The organism is Mesorhizobium sp. P160219 (assembly GCF_057786095.1).
In genome coordinates, this window is record NZ_JBYNWG010000001.1 from 5,739,146 (window position 1) to 5,755,418 (window position 16,273).

12 protein-coding genes are annotated in these 16,273 nt (G+C 63.4%); 6 read left to right on the forward strand and 6 right to left on the reverse strand.

Translation table 11 applies throughout. The annotated features are described in order from the left end of the window. On the reverse strand, nt 1-999 hold the full coding sequence (locus tag AC3EMP_RS27720; RefSeq protein WP_352712162.1) for an ABC transporter permease: 999 nt from the start codon (nt 997-999) through the stop codon (nt 1-3). Then, a complete protein-coding gene (locus AC3EMP_RS27725) occupies nt 1,000-1,986 on the reverse strand; it encodes an ABC transporter permease (RefSeq protein ID WP_023670872.1) in 987 nt (328 codons plus the stop codon). Nucleotides 1,987-2,299: 313 nt separating this feature from the next. Between AC3EMP_RS27725 and AC3EMP_RS27730 the strand changes: the two genes are divergently transcribed. The 5 genes from AC3EMP_RS27730 to AC3EMP_RS27750 all read left to right on the forward strand — a co-directional run bounded on the left by AC3EMP_RS27730 (nt 2,300) and on the right by AC3EMP_RS27750 (nt 8,709). Then, complete coding sequence (locus tag AC3EMP_RS27730; protein ID WP_352712160.1) at nt 2,300-3,910, forward strand: ABC transporter substrate-binding protein; 1,611 nt, start codon at nt 2,300-2,302, stop codon at nt 3,908-3,910. A gap of 63 nt (nt 3,911-3,973) precedes the next feature. Further along, nucleotides 3,974-5,158 carry an LLM class flavin-dependent oxidoreductase gene (locus AC3EMP_RS27735; RefSeq protein ID WP_023670870.1) on the forward strand — a complete coding sequence of 395 codons (1,185 nt, stop codon included), beginning with the start codon at nt 3,974-3,976 and terminating at the stop codon, nt 5,156-5,158. Nucleotides 5,159-5,167: 9 nt separating this feature from the next. After that, complete coding sequence (locus AC3EMP_RS27740) at nt 5,168-6,205, forward strand: ABC transporter substrate-binding protein (protein ID WP_352712158.1); 1,038 nt, start codon at nt 5,168-5,170, stop codon at nt 6,203-6,205. Between the two features lie 15 nt (nt 6,206-6,220). Further along, complete coding sequence (locus tag AC3EMP_RS27745) at nt 6,221-7,438, forward strand: acyl-CoA dehydrogenase family protein (protein WP_023670868.1); 1,218 nt, start codon at nt 6,221-6,223, stop codon at nt 7,436-7,438. 8 nt (nt 7,439-7,446) lie between these two features. Continuing rightward, nucleotides 7,447-8,709 carry an FAD-dependent oxidoreductase gene (locus tag AC3EMP_RS27750; protein WP_023727400.1) on the forward strand — a complete coding sequence of 421 codons (1,263 nt, stop codon included), beginning with the start codon at nt 7,447-7,449 and terminating at the stop codon, nt 8,707-8,709. 33 nt (nt 8,710-8,742) lie between these two features. On the opposite strand, the gene AC3EMP_RS27755 is transcribed toward AC3EMP_RS27750, so the two are convergent. Then, complete coding sequence (locus tag AC3EMP_RS27755) at nt 8,743-9,834, reverse strand: rhodanese-like domain-containing protein (protein WP_023727401.1); 1,092 nt, start codon at nt 9,832-9,834, stop codon at nt 8,743-8,745. Further along, nucleotides 9,831-11,189 carry an LLM class flavin-dependent oxidoreductase gene (locus AC3EMP_RS27760; RefSeq protein WP_023727402.1) on the reverse strand — a complete coding sequence of 453 codons (1,359 nt, stop codon included), beginning with the start codon at nt 11,187-11,189 and terminating at the stop codon, nt 9,831-9,833. Before AC3EMP_RS27760 ends, AC3EMP_RS27755 begins: the two co-directional genes overlap by 4 nt. 197 nt (nt 11,190-11,386) lie before the next feature. Here AC3EMP_RS27760 and AC3EMP_RS27765 point away from each other — a divergent pair, with 197 nt between their 5' ends. Then, a complete protein-coding gene (locus AC3EMP_RS27765; protein ID WP_352594878.1) occupies nt 11,387-12,841 on the forward strand; it encodes an FAD/NAD(P)-binding protein in 1,455 nt (484 codons plus the stop codon). 80 nt (nt 12,842-12,921) lie between these two features. Here the strand turns inward: AC3EMP_RS27765 and AC3EMP_RS27770 are convergent, their stop codons facing one another. Next, entirely contained in the window at nt 12,922-14,517 is a 1,596-nt protein-coding gene (locus tag AC3EMP_RS27770) for an ABC transporter substrate-binding protein (protein ID WP_023727404.1), read from the reverse strand. 94 nt (nt 14,518-14,611) lie between these two features. Next, on the reverse strand, nt 14,612-16,207 hold the full coding sequence (locus AC3EMP_RS27775; RefSeq protein WP_023824720.1) for an ABC transporter substrate-binding protein: 1,596 nt from the start codon (nt 16,205-16,207) through the stop codon (nt 14,612-14,614). Nucleotides 16,208-16,273: the final 66 nt, after the last annotated feature.

The window sequence follows — 16,273 nt, forward strand, 5'->3', positions numbered from 1 at the left end:
CTAGCGCTCCTGCAAGAAGCGCGGGTTGAGCGCGTCGTTGACGCCGTCGCCGATCAAGTTCAGCGCCAGCACGGTGAAGACGATCGCAAGCCCCGGCAGTGCTGTCAGATACCAGGCGGTGCGGATCAACTCCCTGCCCGCTCCTATCATCGAACCCCAACTGACGACATTGGGATCGCCGAGGCCCATGAAGGACAGCGCCGATTCCATCAGGATTGCGGTTGCCACCATCACCGACGAGGTCACGATCAAAGGCGGCAGCGCGTTTGGCAATATCTCCCGAAAGATGATGCGGGCATGGCCATAGCCGAGGCTGCGCGCGGCCATGACGAAATCCTTTTCGCGAATGGCGCGGAATTCGGCGCGGGTCAGCCGCGCCACCGTCGGCCAGGTGATGACGGCGATCGCCACCGTCACGACAAGCGCCGTCGGTTGCGCGATCGCCACCATGACGACCAGAAGCACGAAGCTCGGTATGGTCTGAAAGATCTCGATCAGGCGCACCAGCACGTAATCGATCCAGCCGCCGAAATAGCCGGCGGTGGCGCCGATAAGGATGCCGAAGCTCAGGCCAAGTGCTGTCGCCACCAGGCCGACGAACAGCGAAATCCGCGCACCGTGCAGAATGCCGGAAAGCACGTCGCGGCCCATGGAATCGGTGCCCAGCGGAAAGCCAGGATTCTGCCCCGGCCAAAGGAAGGGCCGCGCCACCATCGACAGCGGATCGGCCGGATAAACGACGGGCGCCAGCAATGCTGCGAGCACGACCAGCGACAGGAACACCACGCCGAACATGGCGTTGGGATTGCGGAGGAAAATCCTCAGCGCCCGGCCGCCGGCTGCAATCGGTACCGACGCCGCAGAGGCGGAGCGCGCGTCGGGCGCGTGAAGATTGCTCCAGCTCTTCGCCTCGGGTTCAGCCGGTGCCGCAGGCTCGCGAGCCTCGGCATAGGCGCGGCGGGAGCGGGCGTCGCCCGCGACGAAATCGGTTGAAGCCATTCAGCGCACTCCGATGCGGGGATCGAGCCAGGCGTGCAGCAGATCGACCGTCGCATTGGCGACGATGACCAGCAGCGACGACAGCAGCAGGATGCCGAGCAGCACCGTGAAATCGCGGCCCATGACCGCCTCGAAGGCGAGGCGCCCGAGGCCGGGCCAGGAATAGACGGTCTCGACAACCACGGCGCCGCCAAGCATGCCGCCGACATGCATGCCGGCCATGGTGGTGATGGGGATCAGCGCGTTGCGCAGGACATGGCGGATGGTGATGATGGTTGGCGACAAGCCCTTGGCGGCGGCGGTGCGCACATAGTCCTGCGATTGGACTTCCAGCATCGCCGCACGCGTCAGCCGCGCATAGATCGCCACGTAGAACAGTGCCAGCGACAGCGCCGGCAGGATCATGTAGCGCACCTTGTCCCACAGGCCGGCGAGACCGGTCAGATTGCTGCCGATGGTTCCCGAACCGCCGCTCGGCAGCCAGCCGAGCTTGACCGAGAACAGCACGATCAGCATCAAGCCGATCCAGAAGCCCGGGATCGAATAGAACAGCAGCGAAACGACCGAAAGCAGACGATCCGGCAGGCGTCCCGAAAACACCGCCATCAACGATCCGAGGACGAGACCGAGTGCGATGGCGATACTCAGCGCCACCGCCATCAGCAACAGTGTGCCCGGCAGCCGCTGGCCGATCAGGTCGGCGACCGGCATGCCGTAGCGCGGCGAAAAGCCGAGACTGAAATGCGCCAGGTTGTAGAGATAGTTGAACAGCTGGACGAGCAGCGGATTGTCGAGCCCGAAGCGCTCGCGCAGCGCAGCCATGGTTTCCACCGTGGCCGAACCGGCCTCGCCGGCCATGACGTCGGCAGCATCGCCCGGCGCAAGCTGCAGCAGGAAGAAGTTCAGGATGACGATGCCCAGAACGGTTGGCACCGCCTGGATGGCCGTGCGCCGGAAGGTTCTGCCAATGCGCGTCAGGGTCGACATCGTTTTCGCTATCCCGGCTGTGGCTGACGATGCGGGTTTACTGTTTCCCGGAAGTTCCGTGCTTTTTAGTTGACAAGATTTATAGACGTTGTCAAACCTGATCTAAGAAATTTTGTTCTGCAAATGGCGAAACTGCAGAATAGAATTTTGTTTCATGCTACAAAAAAAGCCATTTGAAGTATGAAATCTTAAGTGCGGGAGCGCGGCGGCCAAATCTTTTCACAAACGGGCCGGCTCTTGGAACGATGGATTTTTCACCCGGCTGCCGACGACCGGCCGATTGATGCCGGCAGCAAAAAAGGACCAGGGCACCATGTCTCATTTCCTCACTCCGAACCGCCGCAGGTTCCTCGGCCTTTCGGCGACAGTGCTCGGAGCCACCCTGTTGCCCGCATCGCGCAGTGCCTACGCAGCCGAGCCGAAACAGGGTGGGACGGCGACGCTGCTGCTCTCGGCCGAGCCGCCGGTGCTGACGACGATCGCCCACACCGCATTCAATTCGGTCTACGTCTCGGCAAAGACCACCGAGGGCCTGCTGACCTATGATTTCGATCTCACGCCGCGGCCATCGCTGGCCAGGCAGTGGTCGGTCAGCGACGATGGCCTGCAATACACATTCAAGCTGCGCGAAGGCGTGAAGTGGCATGACGGCCAGCCATTCACCGCTGCCGACGTCGCCTATTCGATCGCCACGATTAAGGAGGTTCATCCGCGCGGCCGCAACACCTTCCTCAACCTTGTCGATATCCAGACGCCGGATCCGCTGACCGTGACGCTGGTTCTGTCGAAGCCGGCACCTTACCTGATCACGGCGCTGGCCGCGGCCGAAACGCCGATCGTGCCGAAGCATCTTTATGACGGCAGCAAGGCCGCCGAGAATCCGGTCAACACGGCTCCGATCGGCACCGGCCCATTCGTCTTCAAGGAATGGGTCCGCGGCAGCCACATCGTCTACGAACGCAACCCCGGCTATTGGGATGCACCGCGCCCCTATCTCGACCGGCTGATCGTGCGTTTCATTCCGGACGCCTCGGGACGCGCACTGGCGCTCGAGACCGGCGAGATCGACCTGGCGCCGGCAACGCCGATCCCGTACAGCGATTTGCAGCGCTTCGAAACGCTGCCGCATATCGGCTTCGAGAAGCAGGGTTACCAGTATTCCAACGGCATCAGCCGGGTCGAGTTCAACCTGGAGAAACCCTATTTCCAGGATGTTCGCGTCCGCCGCGCCTTCGCCCATGTCATCGACCGCGACATCATCCGCGACACCATCAACTACGGCTATGGCGCGACCATTCCGGGCCCGATCAATCCCAATCTGAAGAAGTGGTTCGTCGCCGACCTGAAGACCTATCCGGTCGACATTGCTGCCGCCGAGAAACTGCTCGACGAAGCAGGCTTGCAACGCGGTGCCGACGGCATCCGGCTCAAGCTTGTCCACGATTATGTTCCGAGCGGTGAGACCTACAAGCGCGGCGCTGAATACATCAAGCAGGCGCTGTCCGCGGTCGGGATCGCGGTCACCGTGCGCAGCCAGGATTTCGCCACCTACACCAAGCGCATCTACACCGACCGCGATTTCGACTTCACCTTCAACGGCATGAGCAATCTGTTCGACCCGACGGTCGGCGTGCAGCGCCTCTACTGGTCGAAGAATTTCAAGCCGGGCGTGCCGTTCTCGAATGGCTCGAAATACAGCAACCCCAAGGTCGATGAACTCCTTGAAGCGGCCGCTGTCGAGGTCGACCACGAAAAGCGCTTCGAGCAATGGGCCGCGATCCAGCAGATCCTGGTCGAGGACCTGCCCGACATCGGCATCGTCAGCCAGCCGGAAATCACCCTCTACAACAAGCGCATCGCCGACCACACGGTGGGCGCCGAGGGCAATGCCGGCTCCCTCGCAACAGCCCACATCGTCGCCTGATCCGCCAAACCCGTGCGCGGTCTTCACGCACGGGTTCCCTGCCTCCATCCGAGAAAGTTCGCCATGACGCTCGCCCATAAGCCTGGTTCCATCGTCGGCACGCCCTTCTTCAGGGCGCCCACCGATTATCCCGACAGCCCGCTGTCGAAAGCGCTTCAGCAGCCGGTGCTGCTCGGGCTGTTCCTGCCGATCCAGGCCGGTGGTTGGACCAACTCGACCCTGGAGCGTTCGACCGACTGGCGCTTCGACTACAATCGCGACCTGACGCTCAGGGCGGAAGAGCTTGGCTTCGACCTTGTCTTTGCCCTCAGCCAATGGCTGCCCAAGGGTGGTTATGGCGGTGTCTTCAACGGCCAGGCGCTTGACAGTTTCGTGTCCATCGCAGCCATGGCCGCGATCACCAAGAGGATCATGCTGATCTCGACCATGCATGTTCTCTACGGCCCGTGGCATCCGCTGCATCTGGCGAAATTCGGCGCTACTCTCGACCACATCTCCGGCGGCCGCTGGGGCATCAATGTGGTCACCGGCCATCGCGCCGTCGAACACGAGATGTTCGGCTGGAACCGCATCGAGCATGACCGCCGCTACGAACTCGCCGCCGAGTTTGTCGAAGTGCTGCAGCGGCTGTGGCAGGACGACGAGAATTTCTCCTTCTCCGGAGAATCGAGCTGGAAGCTCAACGGCGGCTTTGTCACGCCGAAGCCGAATTACGGCCGGCCGATCCTGGTCAACGCCACCGGCTCCGACGCCGGCATTTCCTTTGCCGGCCGTTACTCCGACATCGTCTTCGTCACCAGCCCGGCCGGCTCAGACATAGCCAGCGCGCTGGAGGCGCTGCCGGCGCATACCAAGAAGGTAAAGGACGCGGCCCTCGGTGTCGGCCGCACCGTGCGCACGCTGCTCAACCCGCTGGTCATCAGCCGACCGACCGAGAAGGAAGCCTGGGCGGTCGCCGACCAGATCGTCGCCCATGCCGACAGCCGCACGCCGAAAGGCTTCCAGACCTTCAACAGCGACGCCCAGGCCTGGAAAGGTCGAGAAGGCCGTGACGATCCCTACGCCAAGGTCGGCGGCAACATCTATCTCATCGGCACGCCCGAGCAGATCGTCGACCAGTTCGTCAAGCTCAAGGACGCCGGCATCGACGGACTGCAACTGTCCTTCTTCGACTTCAAGCCGGATCTCGAATTCTTCGGCGAGAACATCCTGCCGCTGATGAAGCAGGCCGGCCTGCGCAACGTCTGAGGAGCAATCATGACCACGACTGCGATCTCCGAAATCTGGTACACACGCTGCCCGGTGCCGACGCCTGTCGGACTTGCGGCACAACTCGGGCTTCTCGAGGAAACCTTCCGCAAGGAAGGGATCGAATTGAAGTCGATCATCGACTCGCCCAACCGCGATATCCGCCAAAGCCATTTCAACCACACGCTCGACTGGTCGTTCCGCCACGGCGGCAACGTGCCGCCGATCCGTGCCCGTTCCGAAGGGCGCAAGACGCGTCTCGTCGGCATCACCTGGACCGACGAGTTCCAGGCCATCATCGCCTTGCCCGGCTCCGGCATCAAAACGACCAGAGACCTAAAAGGCCGCCGCTTCGGCATCGCCCGGCGTCCCGAAGGCATCGTCGACTTCATGCGGGCGACGGCGCTGAAGGGCCTGGTATCGGCGCTGTCGCTCGAGGGCCTCAGCCATGCCGACGTCGAGATCGTCGACATCGCGCTGACCGACAGTGTGCTCGACAGCCAGGAAGGGCCATCGTTGTTCGGCCTCAAGCGCAAGCAGGCCTATGGCGAGGAGGCAGCAGCCCTGATCCGTGGCGACGTCGACGCCATCTATGTCAAGGGCACGGCCGGCATCAATGTCGCCAATCTGATCGGCGCCATCCAGGTCGCCGAATTCGGCTTCCACCCGGAGCCCAATATCCGCATCAATTCCGGTTCGCCGCGCGTGCTGACCGTCGACGATTTGCTGGCAAAAGAACGCCCCGAACTGATCGCTCGGCTGATCGAGACGATCCTGCGCGCCAGCGCCTGGGCCGAGGCGCATCCCGACGAGACGCGGCGCTTCGTTGCCCGCGAATCCGGCGCCACCGAAGAGCAGGTGCTGGCGGCCAACGGTCCGGATGTCCACAAACATCTCGGCCTCGGGCTGCAGCCCGAGCTCATCGCGGCGGTTTCCCACTACAAGGATTTCCTGTGCGACTGGGGTTTTCTCGCCAGCGATTTCGACGTCGAGAAATGGGTCGATCGCCGGCCGCTCGATCTGGTGACCATTCGCGCCGCCGCCTGAGAGGAAGCCAGCTTCATGACCTCGACCATTCCCGAGTTTCCACAACTCCTCGACACGGCAGCCGGCCTTGCCAACGACTTCGCGATGACCGCCGCGCATCACGACGCGACCGGGGATTTTCCGTTCGCCAATTTCGACCGGCTTCACCAGGCCGGGCTGCTTGGCCTGGTGACGGCGCGCGAGCATGGGGGCCTCGGTGGCGGGCTGGTGGAAGCCCAGGCAGTGATCGCCGAGATCGGCCGTGGCGAGCCGTCGACGGCGCTGGTGCTGGCCATGCATTACAACAGCCAGTACGCGCTGCGGAAATCCGGCAAATGGCCGCGCCATCTGGTGCAGCGGATTGTCGAGGCCGGCCGCCTCGGCCCTGCTTTGATCAACGCCGCGCAGGCCGAGCCGGGGATCGGCTCGCCCGCTCATGGCAAGCCGCCCGAAACCATTGCCCGGCGCGACGGCAATGTCTGGCGGATATCCGGCCACAAGAATTACGTCACCGGCATTCCCATTCTGAAATGGGTGAACTTGCTGGCGCTGACCGACGAGCCGCAACCGCGCCTCGCCTCGTTCCTGGTGCCGACCAATGCGCCGGGATTGCGCGTCGAAAAGACATGGAATGCCGCCGGCATGCGGGCCACCGCCAGCGACGATGTCATCCTCGACAATGTCGTGGTGCCTGCCGAAGACATTACCGAGGCACAGCCGGCGTCTGAACCGCTGAGGCGTGAAGAAGGGCCGACAGCGTTCTTCTTTTCGCTGATCGGCGCTGTCTACCATGGTGCGGCCCGCGCGGCCCGTGACCGGCTGGCCTCCTTCGTCACCACGCACGCGCCGGCGAGCCTCGGCGCGCCGCTATCGACGGTGCCGCACATCCAGGCGGGGCTGGGCGACATCGAGGTTCGGCTTGCGACCAGCACGCGGCTGCTGCGTTCGCTCGCCGAAGATGTCGATGCCGGCCGACCGGTCGGCACCGACGGCATGACGGTCAGGCATGTCGTCATCGACAATGCCGTTGCCGTCACCTCGCTGGCGCTGGAGCTTGCCGGCAATCCCGGCCTCAACAGAGACTTCCAGCTCGAGCGCCACCATCGCGATACGCTGACCGCGCGCTCGCATGCACCACAGAACCACATGATCCGCACGATCGCCGCCAAAGCGGCGCTCAGCCGCCACGCTGCCCCTCAGGTAGCCGAGCCGCCGGCTGTTGCTGTCAAACCCAGGCTCAAGGCGGTCGGGTGAGCGGCGTCATGGCATCCGAACATGTCGAAGTCGCCATCGTCGGTGGAGGCCCTGGCGGCCTGACACTGGCGCAGGGCCTGAAGAAGAACGGCATCGGCGTCGCCGTCTTCGAGAAGGATCGCGCCCGCACCGACTATGTCCAGGGTTTCCGCCTGCGCATCCGCCAGCGCGGCATCGATTCGCTGATCGCCAATCTGCCGCCGGAACTCTACGAAGCCTTTGTCGCCACGCTCGGCCAGGCGCCGGACCGCAACATCCTGCTCGACGAGAATTTCGAAACCTTGGGCGAGGATGCCTGGGGTGGCGGCAATGCGCAGGGCGAGGTTGACGACACGCATATCGAAAAGTCGGTGAGCCGCATCACGCTGCGCCAGGTGCTGCTGTCCGGCCTCGACGGTGTCGTGCGCCATGGCAAGGTCTTTTCACGCTACGAGGAGCAGCCGGACGGTTCGGTAACAGCGCATTTCGAGGACGGCTCGACAATCCATGCCGATGTGCTGGTCGGCGCCGACGGCGCCCGCTCGCGCGTGCGCCAGCAGTTGGTGCCGCATGCGCGAAGCTTCGACACCGGCGTCAGGCGCTTGGCCGGCAAGATGACGCTGCATGCCGCAGCCCTTCACCAGATCTCGCCGCTGCTGCTCGACTACAATGCCGGCATCCGGCCGTCGGAAGGTCACGGGCTGATGGTCACCAGCCATCGCGTCAATGTCGAGGCCTATCGTAGATATGGGCTGATCGGGCTGGACGACGACACCCACAAGGACATTGCCGGTTTCCATTTCAACAACACCACCAGCTATGTCTGGTGGAACACCGCATACGAAAAGGGCGAGCTGGCCACGGATGAAATGCTGGCAAAGCTCTCCGGTGCCGACCTGCTCGACCTGCTGGTTTCGAAGATCGGCCACTGGCATCCGGAGATCCTCAACCTCATCCGCCACACCGATCCGTCGACAGTGGCGCTGCTGCATGTCCACAGCTCCGAGCCTGTCGATCCATGGCCGACGAAACGGGTCACGCTGCTTGGCGACGCCATCCACGCCATGACCTATTTCCGCGCGCTCGGCGGCAACACCGCGATCTACGACGCCGGCTTGCTGGTGCCCGAACTCGTGGCCGCCAAACGCGGCGACAAGCCGCTTCTCCAGGCACTGTCGCACTACGAGGCCAGATTGCTGGAGCACGGCGCCAAAGCCGTGCGTTCTTCGCTGACGGCGATGCAGAAGAACGTGCTCTCAGGCCGCCGCCGTCAACAGGAAGCCGCCGAATAGCAGCCCGAAAAATCGCCTGACAGTGCTCCTACCTTACGCCGCTTCCACCAGGCTCGCCGACTGGAAGTCGTGCAAGAGGATGGCGATCTCGAAGCCGCGCCGCTGCAGCCAGTGCGCCGTCGTCGCCGCGCGGACGCCAAGCAGATCGTCGATCAGCACGATGCGGGCGCCGCGCACGGCGATGGTGCGATAGGCGACCCCGAGCAACTGCCCACCCTCCGACGTGATCGACCCCGGAATATGCGCTTCGGCGAACTCTTCCGGCGTACGCACGTCAAGCAGGTAGGTTGTCCGCTTGTCGTCCCTCGCCCAGGCTGCGGCCGTCGCCGCATCGATGCGCGGAAAACCGTCGCCCTCGGCAAGCTTTGCGATGTGCTCCCCGGCGAAACGCTTGGCGTCCTCGCTGGCCGGACCATAGGCAGCGGTCCTGCCGGTTTCCAGCTCGAGGCCGGCCTCGCGCCACGCCTTGGTGCCGTCGTGCAGATAGGCGACCTTGTTGGGCACGCCGGCGTCGATCAGCGTCTGCGCGCCGATGATGGCGCGCGGCAGGCCGGCGCAGGAGACGACCACCTGCGTCTCCGGCGACGGCACCAGGTCGGCGAAGCGCAGCACCAGTTCGGCGCCCGGCACGCTGATGGCGCCCGGCACATGGTCCTTGTCGAACTCCGCCACCGTTCGACTGTCGAGGATCACCACGTCGGCGCCCTGGCCTTTGAGCGCTTCAAGTTCGTCTACGGTGATGACCGGCGTTCCCTTCTCGTCGCGGATCGCCAGCGAAAAATCGACGCCCGGCGTGTCGAAGGTCGGCAAGCCGTCCACGCCGCCTTTCGTCCATTCAGGAATTCCACCGGCCAGTGCGAAAAGCTGGCTGCGACCATGCCCGGACAACCGTTCGACAAGTTGCTCGGCAACGCAGCTGCCGTCATCGGCCAGCACGGTGCGCACCGATTTGCGCGGGATGAAGCGGTCGATCTCCGCTTCAACGTGATCCGCCGGCAGATTGGTGGCAAACAGCGGCGACGCGTATCCGACTGCCGCTCTGTCCCGGATATCCAGCACCGCCAGTTCCTCGCCATCGGCCAGCCATTGGCGAAAAATTTTCCAATCGATCGTGCTCGCGCTCATGAGGCCTTCCTCTGCTGATGTTCGGCAACGCCACGGACCGGACGCGCAAGGCCGAGATTCTCGCGCAGCGTGCTGCCTTCGTAAGCGGTGCGGAACAGGCCGCGCCGCTGCAGCTCCGGGATGACGAGATCGACGAAATCGGTGAGGCCCGTTGGCAGGATCGGCGGCATGACGTTGAAGCCGTCCGCCGCACCGCCGGTGAACCACTCTTCCATCATGTCGGCGACATCTTTTGGCGTGCCGACGATCTGGAAATGGCCGCGCGCGCCGGCAACGGCGAGATATAATTGCCGGATCGTCAGGTTCCGGCTCGCGGCCAATTCGGAAACGACTTTCAGGCGGCTCTTCACCGCATCGGAACTGCCGAGTTCCGGCAACGGCCCGTCGAGCGGATGGCCGGAAAGATCGACGCCACCGAGCAGTCCGGAAACCAGCGCCACGCCGACCACCGGATCGACCAGCCGTTGGATGGCGTCGAACTTGTCTTCGGCTTCCGCGCGCGTCGGCGCAACGACCGGGAAGACGCCGGGCATGATCTTCAAGCTGTCGGCGGAGCGGCCGAACGACCCCAGCCGGCCCTTCAGCTCGCTGTAGAAACCCCGCGCCGAGTCGATGGTCGGATGAGCGGTGAAGACCACCTCCGCCGTGCGCGCCGCAAAATGCTGGCCAGCATCGGACGAACCGGCCTGGACGATGACGGGGTGGCCCTGCGGCGGGCGGGCGACGTTGAGCGGGCCTTTGACGCGGAAATGCCGGCCGACATGGTCAGGCGCATGGATGCCATGCCGGTCGATGGCGATCCCCGAAACCTTGTCGGCGACGAAGGCATCGTCGTCCCAGCTGTCCCACAGCTTCTGCGCCACGGCGACGAACTCCTCGGCGCGGTCGTAGCGGTCGGCATGAACGGGATGCTGGTCGCGGCTGAAATTCGCCGCCGCCGGAGCGTCGGCCGAGGTGACGACGTTCCAGCCTGTCCTGCCGCCGCTCAGATGGTCGATCGAGGCAAACAGCCGCGCCAGGTGGAACGGCTCCCAATAGGTGGTCGAGGCGGTTGCCACCAGCCCAATCCTCCGCGTGATGGTCGAGAGCGCCGACAACAGCGTCAGCGGCTCGAAATGCACGACATGGCCGGTGCGTTCGAAAGTCTCGATCGGCTGCTCGCCATTGCGCGCGCTGAGGCTGTCGGCAAGAAACACCATGTCGAACAGGCCGCGCTCGGCGGAGCGCGCGGCGTCTGCATAGTGCTGGAAGCTCAGGCCAGGGTTGGCCGGCACATCGGGATGGCGCCAAGCGGCGACATGATGGCCAGGCCCTCGGACAAAGGCGCCAAGCCTCATCTTTCGATCTTCAGTCATGGTCGGCTCTCGTGGCGTTCTCAGGCTGGTCGCGCTATGGTTTTCATCTCTAGCGCCTGCCAACCCCACTGCGCGAAAGAATGCCTTTCGCCGACTGGCAATTATTGTTTTTTGACATCGGGTTGGGGCACAGCACGATGGTCGCCGCCGCAGTGATCGGCTAGAGCCACGCACCGTCGGCGTCACAAAGGTCCTTGATGCTTCATACCCCGTCCTCCCAGCCTTCAATCAGCACTTCGCGCTCGATCCCTCGTTCAATCATCATCATTGGCGGCGGCTTTGCCGGCGCGGTTACCGCGATCAAGCTGCTCGACCGTTCGACCGAGCCGCTGGCAATCACCATCATCGAGCGCCGGGCCGAGCTCGGCCGCGGCGTCGCCTACAGCACCATCGACCCGCAACATTTGGTCAATGGCGCGGCGCGCATCTTCTCGCTGCATCCTGATGACCCCGATCATCTCGTTCGCTGGCTCATGGCGAATGGGCCGGAGCATGGCTGGGCGCCGCCCGCAGATGTCCCGGACTCCAGTCCGCCGCGTTGGCTGTTCGGCAGCTATGTCCAGTCCGAACTGACGAGAGCGACCAAAGACGCGGACGGGCGTTCCTCATTGCGCCACATCAACGCCTCGGCAATAGACATGCTGACCGGTCCATGTGGTGTCTGCGTCGGCACCAGCGATGGCCAGCAATTGCTGGCCGATGAGGTCGTCCTGGCGACCGGCGTGTTCCAGAGCGAGCCGTCCGCCACGGAAGCAGCCATCGTCGGCGATCCCCGCTATGTCGCCAACCCCTGGAATCCGGCGGCGCTCGACCGGCTTGCCGGCAGCAGGCAATTGCTGCTGATCGGCTCGAGTCTCAGCATGGTCGACGTCGTCGCCAGCATGGAGGCGCGCGGCTTCAAGGGCAGCTATCGCGTCGTGTCGCGGCGCGGACAGATCGTCGAGCCTCGGCGCAATACCGAAGCGTGGCGCGATTTTCTTACCGGGCGGCCGCTGCCGAAAACCACGAGGGCGCTTCTTGCCTTGGTAAAGGCCGAACGCCGGGCCATCGAGGCCGCCGGGCTGGACTGGCAAGGGCTGCCTTTGACGATCCGGCCGTGGATCCTGGCTCTGTGGCAAGGCGCTACCGACAAGGAGCGCCTGAAGTTCGCACGCCATCTGCGCGCTTTCTGGGACGTCACCGCGCATCGAGCGGCGCCGCCGAGCTTTGAGCGCGTCGCACTGGCGCAAAGCCAAGGCCGTTGGGCGGGCGGCGCCGGACGGGTGCTGGCACTGCATCCGCGAGCCGGCGGCATTGTCGCCGAGATCCGCTGGCGCGATAGCGGCGCGGTCGAACGGCTGCGTTTCGACGGTGTCGTCAACTGCCGGGGCCATCAGGAGCATGACTGGCGGCGGATCGCCGATCCGTTTGTCCAGAGCCTGCTGGAGAACGGCATCGTCAGGCCGCATGCGACCGGGTTCGGCATCGACGCCACGCATGACGGCCAGGTGATTTCCGGCGACGGCAGGACCCACGGCAATCTGTTTGCCATCGGCCATCCGCTGCGCGGCGTCGCCTGGGAATCGAGTTCCATCGGCGAACAGCTAGCGCAAGCCATCGCCCTTGCCGGCCTTCTGGTCGGCTCCAGCCCAAGGCTGCGTGCTCTGGCCTGACCGTTCTGCACCTCAAGACAATAGAATCGAAAAGGGCCGCGTCGAGACGCGGCCCCTTTTCTTGCTGATGTCCGCCGGGTTCAGGCGTTCGGATCGATATATGCGTCTGCGAAACTGGCCGACAGGCCTTCAGCACCCGGCGCGTAATTCTTGACGGTCTTGCGGGCAATGATGATGGTCGGCGGTGCGATCAGATTGATGATCGGCAACTCGTCGGCGATGATCTCCTGGAACCTGAAGAACAGCTGCTTGCGCTTGGCCTCGTCAAGCTCCACCGATGCGGCCTCCAGCAGCCGGTCGACCTCAGGGTTCTCGTAGTGCGCGCCGTTGGAGAATGGCAGTCCGATCTTGATGTTCTGCGACCAGTAGAGCCGTTGCGCACCGGCGCTCGGGTCGAAGATGTTGCCGCAGGATTCCGTCGACAGGTCCCAGGTGCGATCCGTGTAGATGGTTTTGACATAGGTGCCGAAGTCGAATTTCTGGATCTCGGCGTCGATGCCGATCTTGGCCAGTGCCTGTTTGAGGAAGTCGGCATAGCCCCACGGATTGTAGGGATTGTTGGTGAGCCTGAGCTTGAAGCGGATGCCGTCCGCTCCGCGCTTGAAGCCAGCCTCGTCGAGCAGTTTTTCCGACAGCGCCGTATCGACGGTCGCCGCCTTCACATCGGGATCGAAATACTTCTTGTTGACGACGCTGATCGGTGTCGGCGACACCTGGCCATAGCCGTAGAACACGATGGCATTGATCGCATCGAGATCGATGGCATGCGCGATTGCCTGACGGACCTTCTTCTCCTTCAGGATCGGGTTTTCCAGGTTGATGATCAGCTGGTGCAGCGGGCCGCTATAGGCAAAGACGGTGCTATCGACGACGAACTGCGGCAACGCCTTGAACCGCTCCAGATCGGCAAACGCCACCGGGTTCGGGCCGATGTCGACTTCACCCGTCTCGAGTGCCGCGGCGCGCGCGCCGGAATCGGTGATGAAGCGGAAGATGATCCGGTCGAGATAGGGTTTTGGCGCATCCCAATAGGTCGGGTTCTTCTCGACGATGATGTGGCTGCCCTTGACCCATTCCTTGAGCACGAACGGTCCACTGCCGATGATCTGCTCGAAGGACGGATCGTCCGCCGGCTTCAGCTTCTCGTAGATGTGCTTGGGCACGACGGGCGATTCCGTCGCGGCCAGCCCCGAGATCAGCGCGGCGGACGGTTTAGACAGTTTGATTTTCACCACATGCGGATCCGACGTGTCGACGTCGGTGACATTCTGGAAGGTGATGCGTCCACGCGGATGCGCTTCACGCAGCCGCGAGATCGAAAAGGCCACGTCTTGCGATGTCAAATCATGGCCGTCGCTGAATTTCACCCCCGGCCGCAGCTTGAAGACATATTCGAGCCCGTCATCGCTGATCGACCATTCGGTGGCCAGTTGCGGCCTTGGATTGAGGTCGTAGTCGTAGGCGAGCAGGCCGTCGAAAATCTTCGGCCCGATGGTGGCCGGTCCACCGGCGCTGGTGTTGATGGAAACGATCTGGTTGGGCTCGGGATAGTAGACGAAATTGAGCGTGCCGCCCGCCACCGGCTTGGCGTCTTCGGCAAAGGCCCCGGCAGGTAGGGCGGTACTCGCGCCGGCCAGCAGCAGGAACTGATTGAACAAGCGTCGGTTGATGGTCATGGTCGGTACTCCGCGTTTGCGCGATTTGTCTTTATGGGGAAAAGTCGGGATCGGTGGTTTCACGCACCGATCCAAGGCAAGGCAATCCGAGCGCCTATGCGTTTGGCGCGAGCCAGATCTGCGCGAAGCTGTTGTTGATGCCTTGCGCTCCGGGTGCGAAATCCCTGACCTTCTTGTTGGCAACAATCTGGGCACCGGCCGCAACGAGGTCGACCGACACCACGTCGTCATGGATGATGTGCTGGAACTTGTACCAGAGCTCGCGCCGTTTCGTTTCGTCGGGCTCGATTGCGGCGGCTTCGAGGATCTGGTCGACCTCGGGGTTCGCATAGTGGCTGGCGTTGGAGAAGACGAGGCCGATCTTGAAATTCTTCGACCAGTAGGCGCGCTGGACGCCGAGCGTCGGATCAAAGGTGTTCGACAGCGACTCAACCACCAGGTCCCAGGCGCGGTCGGTGTAGACGGTCTTCAGGAACGTCGACAGATCGAGCTTCAGGATCTCGGCGTCGATGCCGACCACTGCCAGCGACTGCCTGATGAAATCGGCATAGGACGCCGGCAGGAACGCGTTGTAGGCGAGCCGGAGCTTAAAGCGCGTGCCGTCGGCGCCGCGCGGATGGCCGGCATCGTCGAGCAGTTTCTCCGCCAGTTTGGGGTCGGGTTCGCGCGCCTTGATGCTGGGGTCATACCATTTGGGCAGTGCCGTGCTGATGGGACTTGGCGATACCTGCGCATAGCCATAGAGCGCAATGTCGACCAGCTTCTGCAGGTCGATCGCGTGGGCGATGGCCAGACGCACGTCGCGCTTGGTCAGGATTTCGTTCTCGTAGTTGAAGAACAATTGCTGCTGCGGGCCGGAATAGGCATAGGTGTTGGTGTCGACGACCAAAGCGGGGTTGGCCTTCAGCCGCTCGATATCGGCCAGCGGCACGGGATTGGCGCCGATATCGATCTCGCCGGTTTCAAGAGCCGCCGAGCGTGCCGCCGGGTCGAGAATGACATGCAGCACGACGCGGTCGAGGTAAGGCCTTGGCGCATCCCAATAGTTCGGATTGCGATCGAAGATCAGATGGCTGCCGGGCACCCATTCCTTGAGAACGAAGGGGCCGGTGCCGATCGTCTGTTCCAGCTTGGGCTGTTCTGCCGGCTTGAACGTTTCGTAGACATGCTTCGGCACGATCGGTGATTCCGAACTGCTCAGCGCCGTGATCAGATAGGGCGCCGGCTTCGAAAGCACGACAATGGCGGTGTGCGGATCGGGCGTCTCGACCGCTGTCACGTTCTGGTAGGTGATGCGGCCGCGCGGATGCGCCTCCTTCAGCCGGAAGATGGTGAAGGCAACATCTTCCGAGGTGAAGTCCTTGCTGTCATGCCACTTGACACCCTGGCGCAGCTTGAAGGTGTAGCGCAGGCCGTCATCGCTGATCGACCACTCCGTGGCCAGCAGCGGTTTCGGGGTGAGGTCGTAGGCGAAATCAAGCAGGCCTTCATTCACCTTGGGGCCGATCGCCTGGCCGGTGCCCGACGAGGTGTTGATGGCGATCAGCGACGTCGGATCGGGATAGTAGGCCCAGTTGAGCGTGCCGCCCTGAACGGGCGTGCCTTCGGCTGCAAAGGAAAGGCCGGGCAATGCGAAACTCGCACCCCCAAGCAGCAAGAGCTGGTTGAAATGACGACGATTGACAGACATGGTCTTGGGCTCCGGAAAACGGATTGCATCCGGCGGCCGAACGCACTCCGGCGCCTCGACGCAATG

Coding starts and splice junctions, on each gene's coding strand:
- AC3EMP_RS27760 (WP_023727402.1), bottom strand. CDS start 11,189: ATGACTGAAGATCGAAAGATGAGGCTTGGCGCCTTTGTCCGAGGGCCT.
- AC3EMP_RS27745 (WP_023670868.1), top strand. CDS start 6,221: ATGACCTCGACCATTCCCGAGTTTCCACAACTCCTCGACACGGCAGCC.
- AC3EMP_RS27735 (WP_023670870.1), top strand. CDS start 3,974: ATGACGCTCGCCCATAAGCCTGGTTCCATCGTCGGCACGCCCTTCTTC.
- AC3EMP_RS27720 (WP_352712162.1), bottom strand. CDS start 999: ATGGCTTCAACCGATTTCGTCGCGGGCGACGCCCGCTCCCGCCGCGCC.
- AC3EMP_RS27770 (WP_023727404.1), bottom strand. CDS start 14,517: ATGACCATCAACCGACGCTTGTTCAATCAGTTCCTGCTGCTGGCCGGC.
- AC3EMP_RS27730 (WP_352712160.1), top strand. CDS start 2,300: ATGTCTCATTTCCTCACTCCGAACCGCCGCAGGTTCCTCGGCCTTTCG.
- AC3EMP_RS27755 (WP_023727401.1), bottom strand. CDS start 9,834: ATGAGCGCGAGCACGATCGATTGGAAAATTTTTCGCCAATGGCTGGCC.
- AC3EMP_RS27750 (WP_023727400.1), top strand. CDS start 7,447: ATGGCATCCGAACATGTCGAAGTCGCCATCGTCGGTGGAGGCCCTGGC.
- AC3EMP_RS27740 (WP_352712158.1), top strand. CDS start 5,168: ATGACCACGACTGCGATCTCCGAAATCTGGTACACACGCTGCCCGGTG.
- AC3EMP_RS27765 (WP_352594878.1), top strand. CDS start 11,387: ATGCTTCATACCCCGTCCTCCCAGCCTTCAATCAGCACTTCGCGCTCG.
- AC3EMP_RS27775 (WP_023824720.1), bottom strand. CDS start 16,207: ATGTCTGTCAATCGTCGTCATTTCAACCAGCTCTTGCTGCTTGGGGGT.
- AC3EMP_RS27725 (WP_023670872.1), bottom strand. CDS start 1,986: ATGTCGACCCTGACGCGCATTGGCAGAACCTTCCGGCGCACGGCCATC.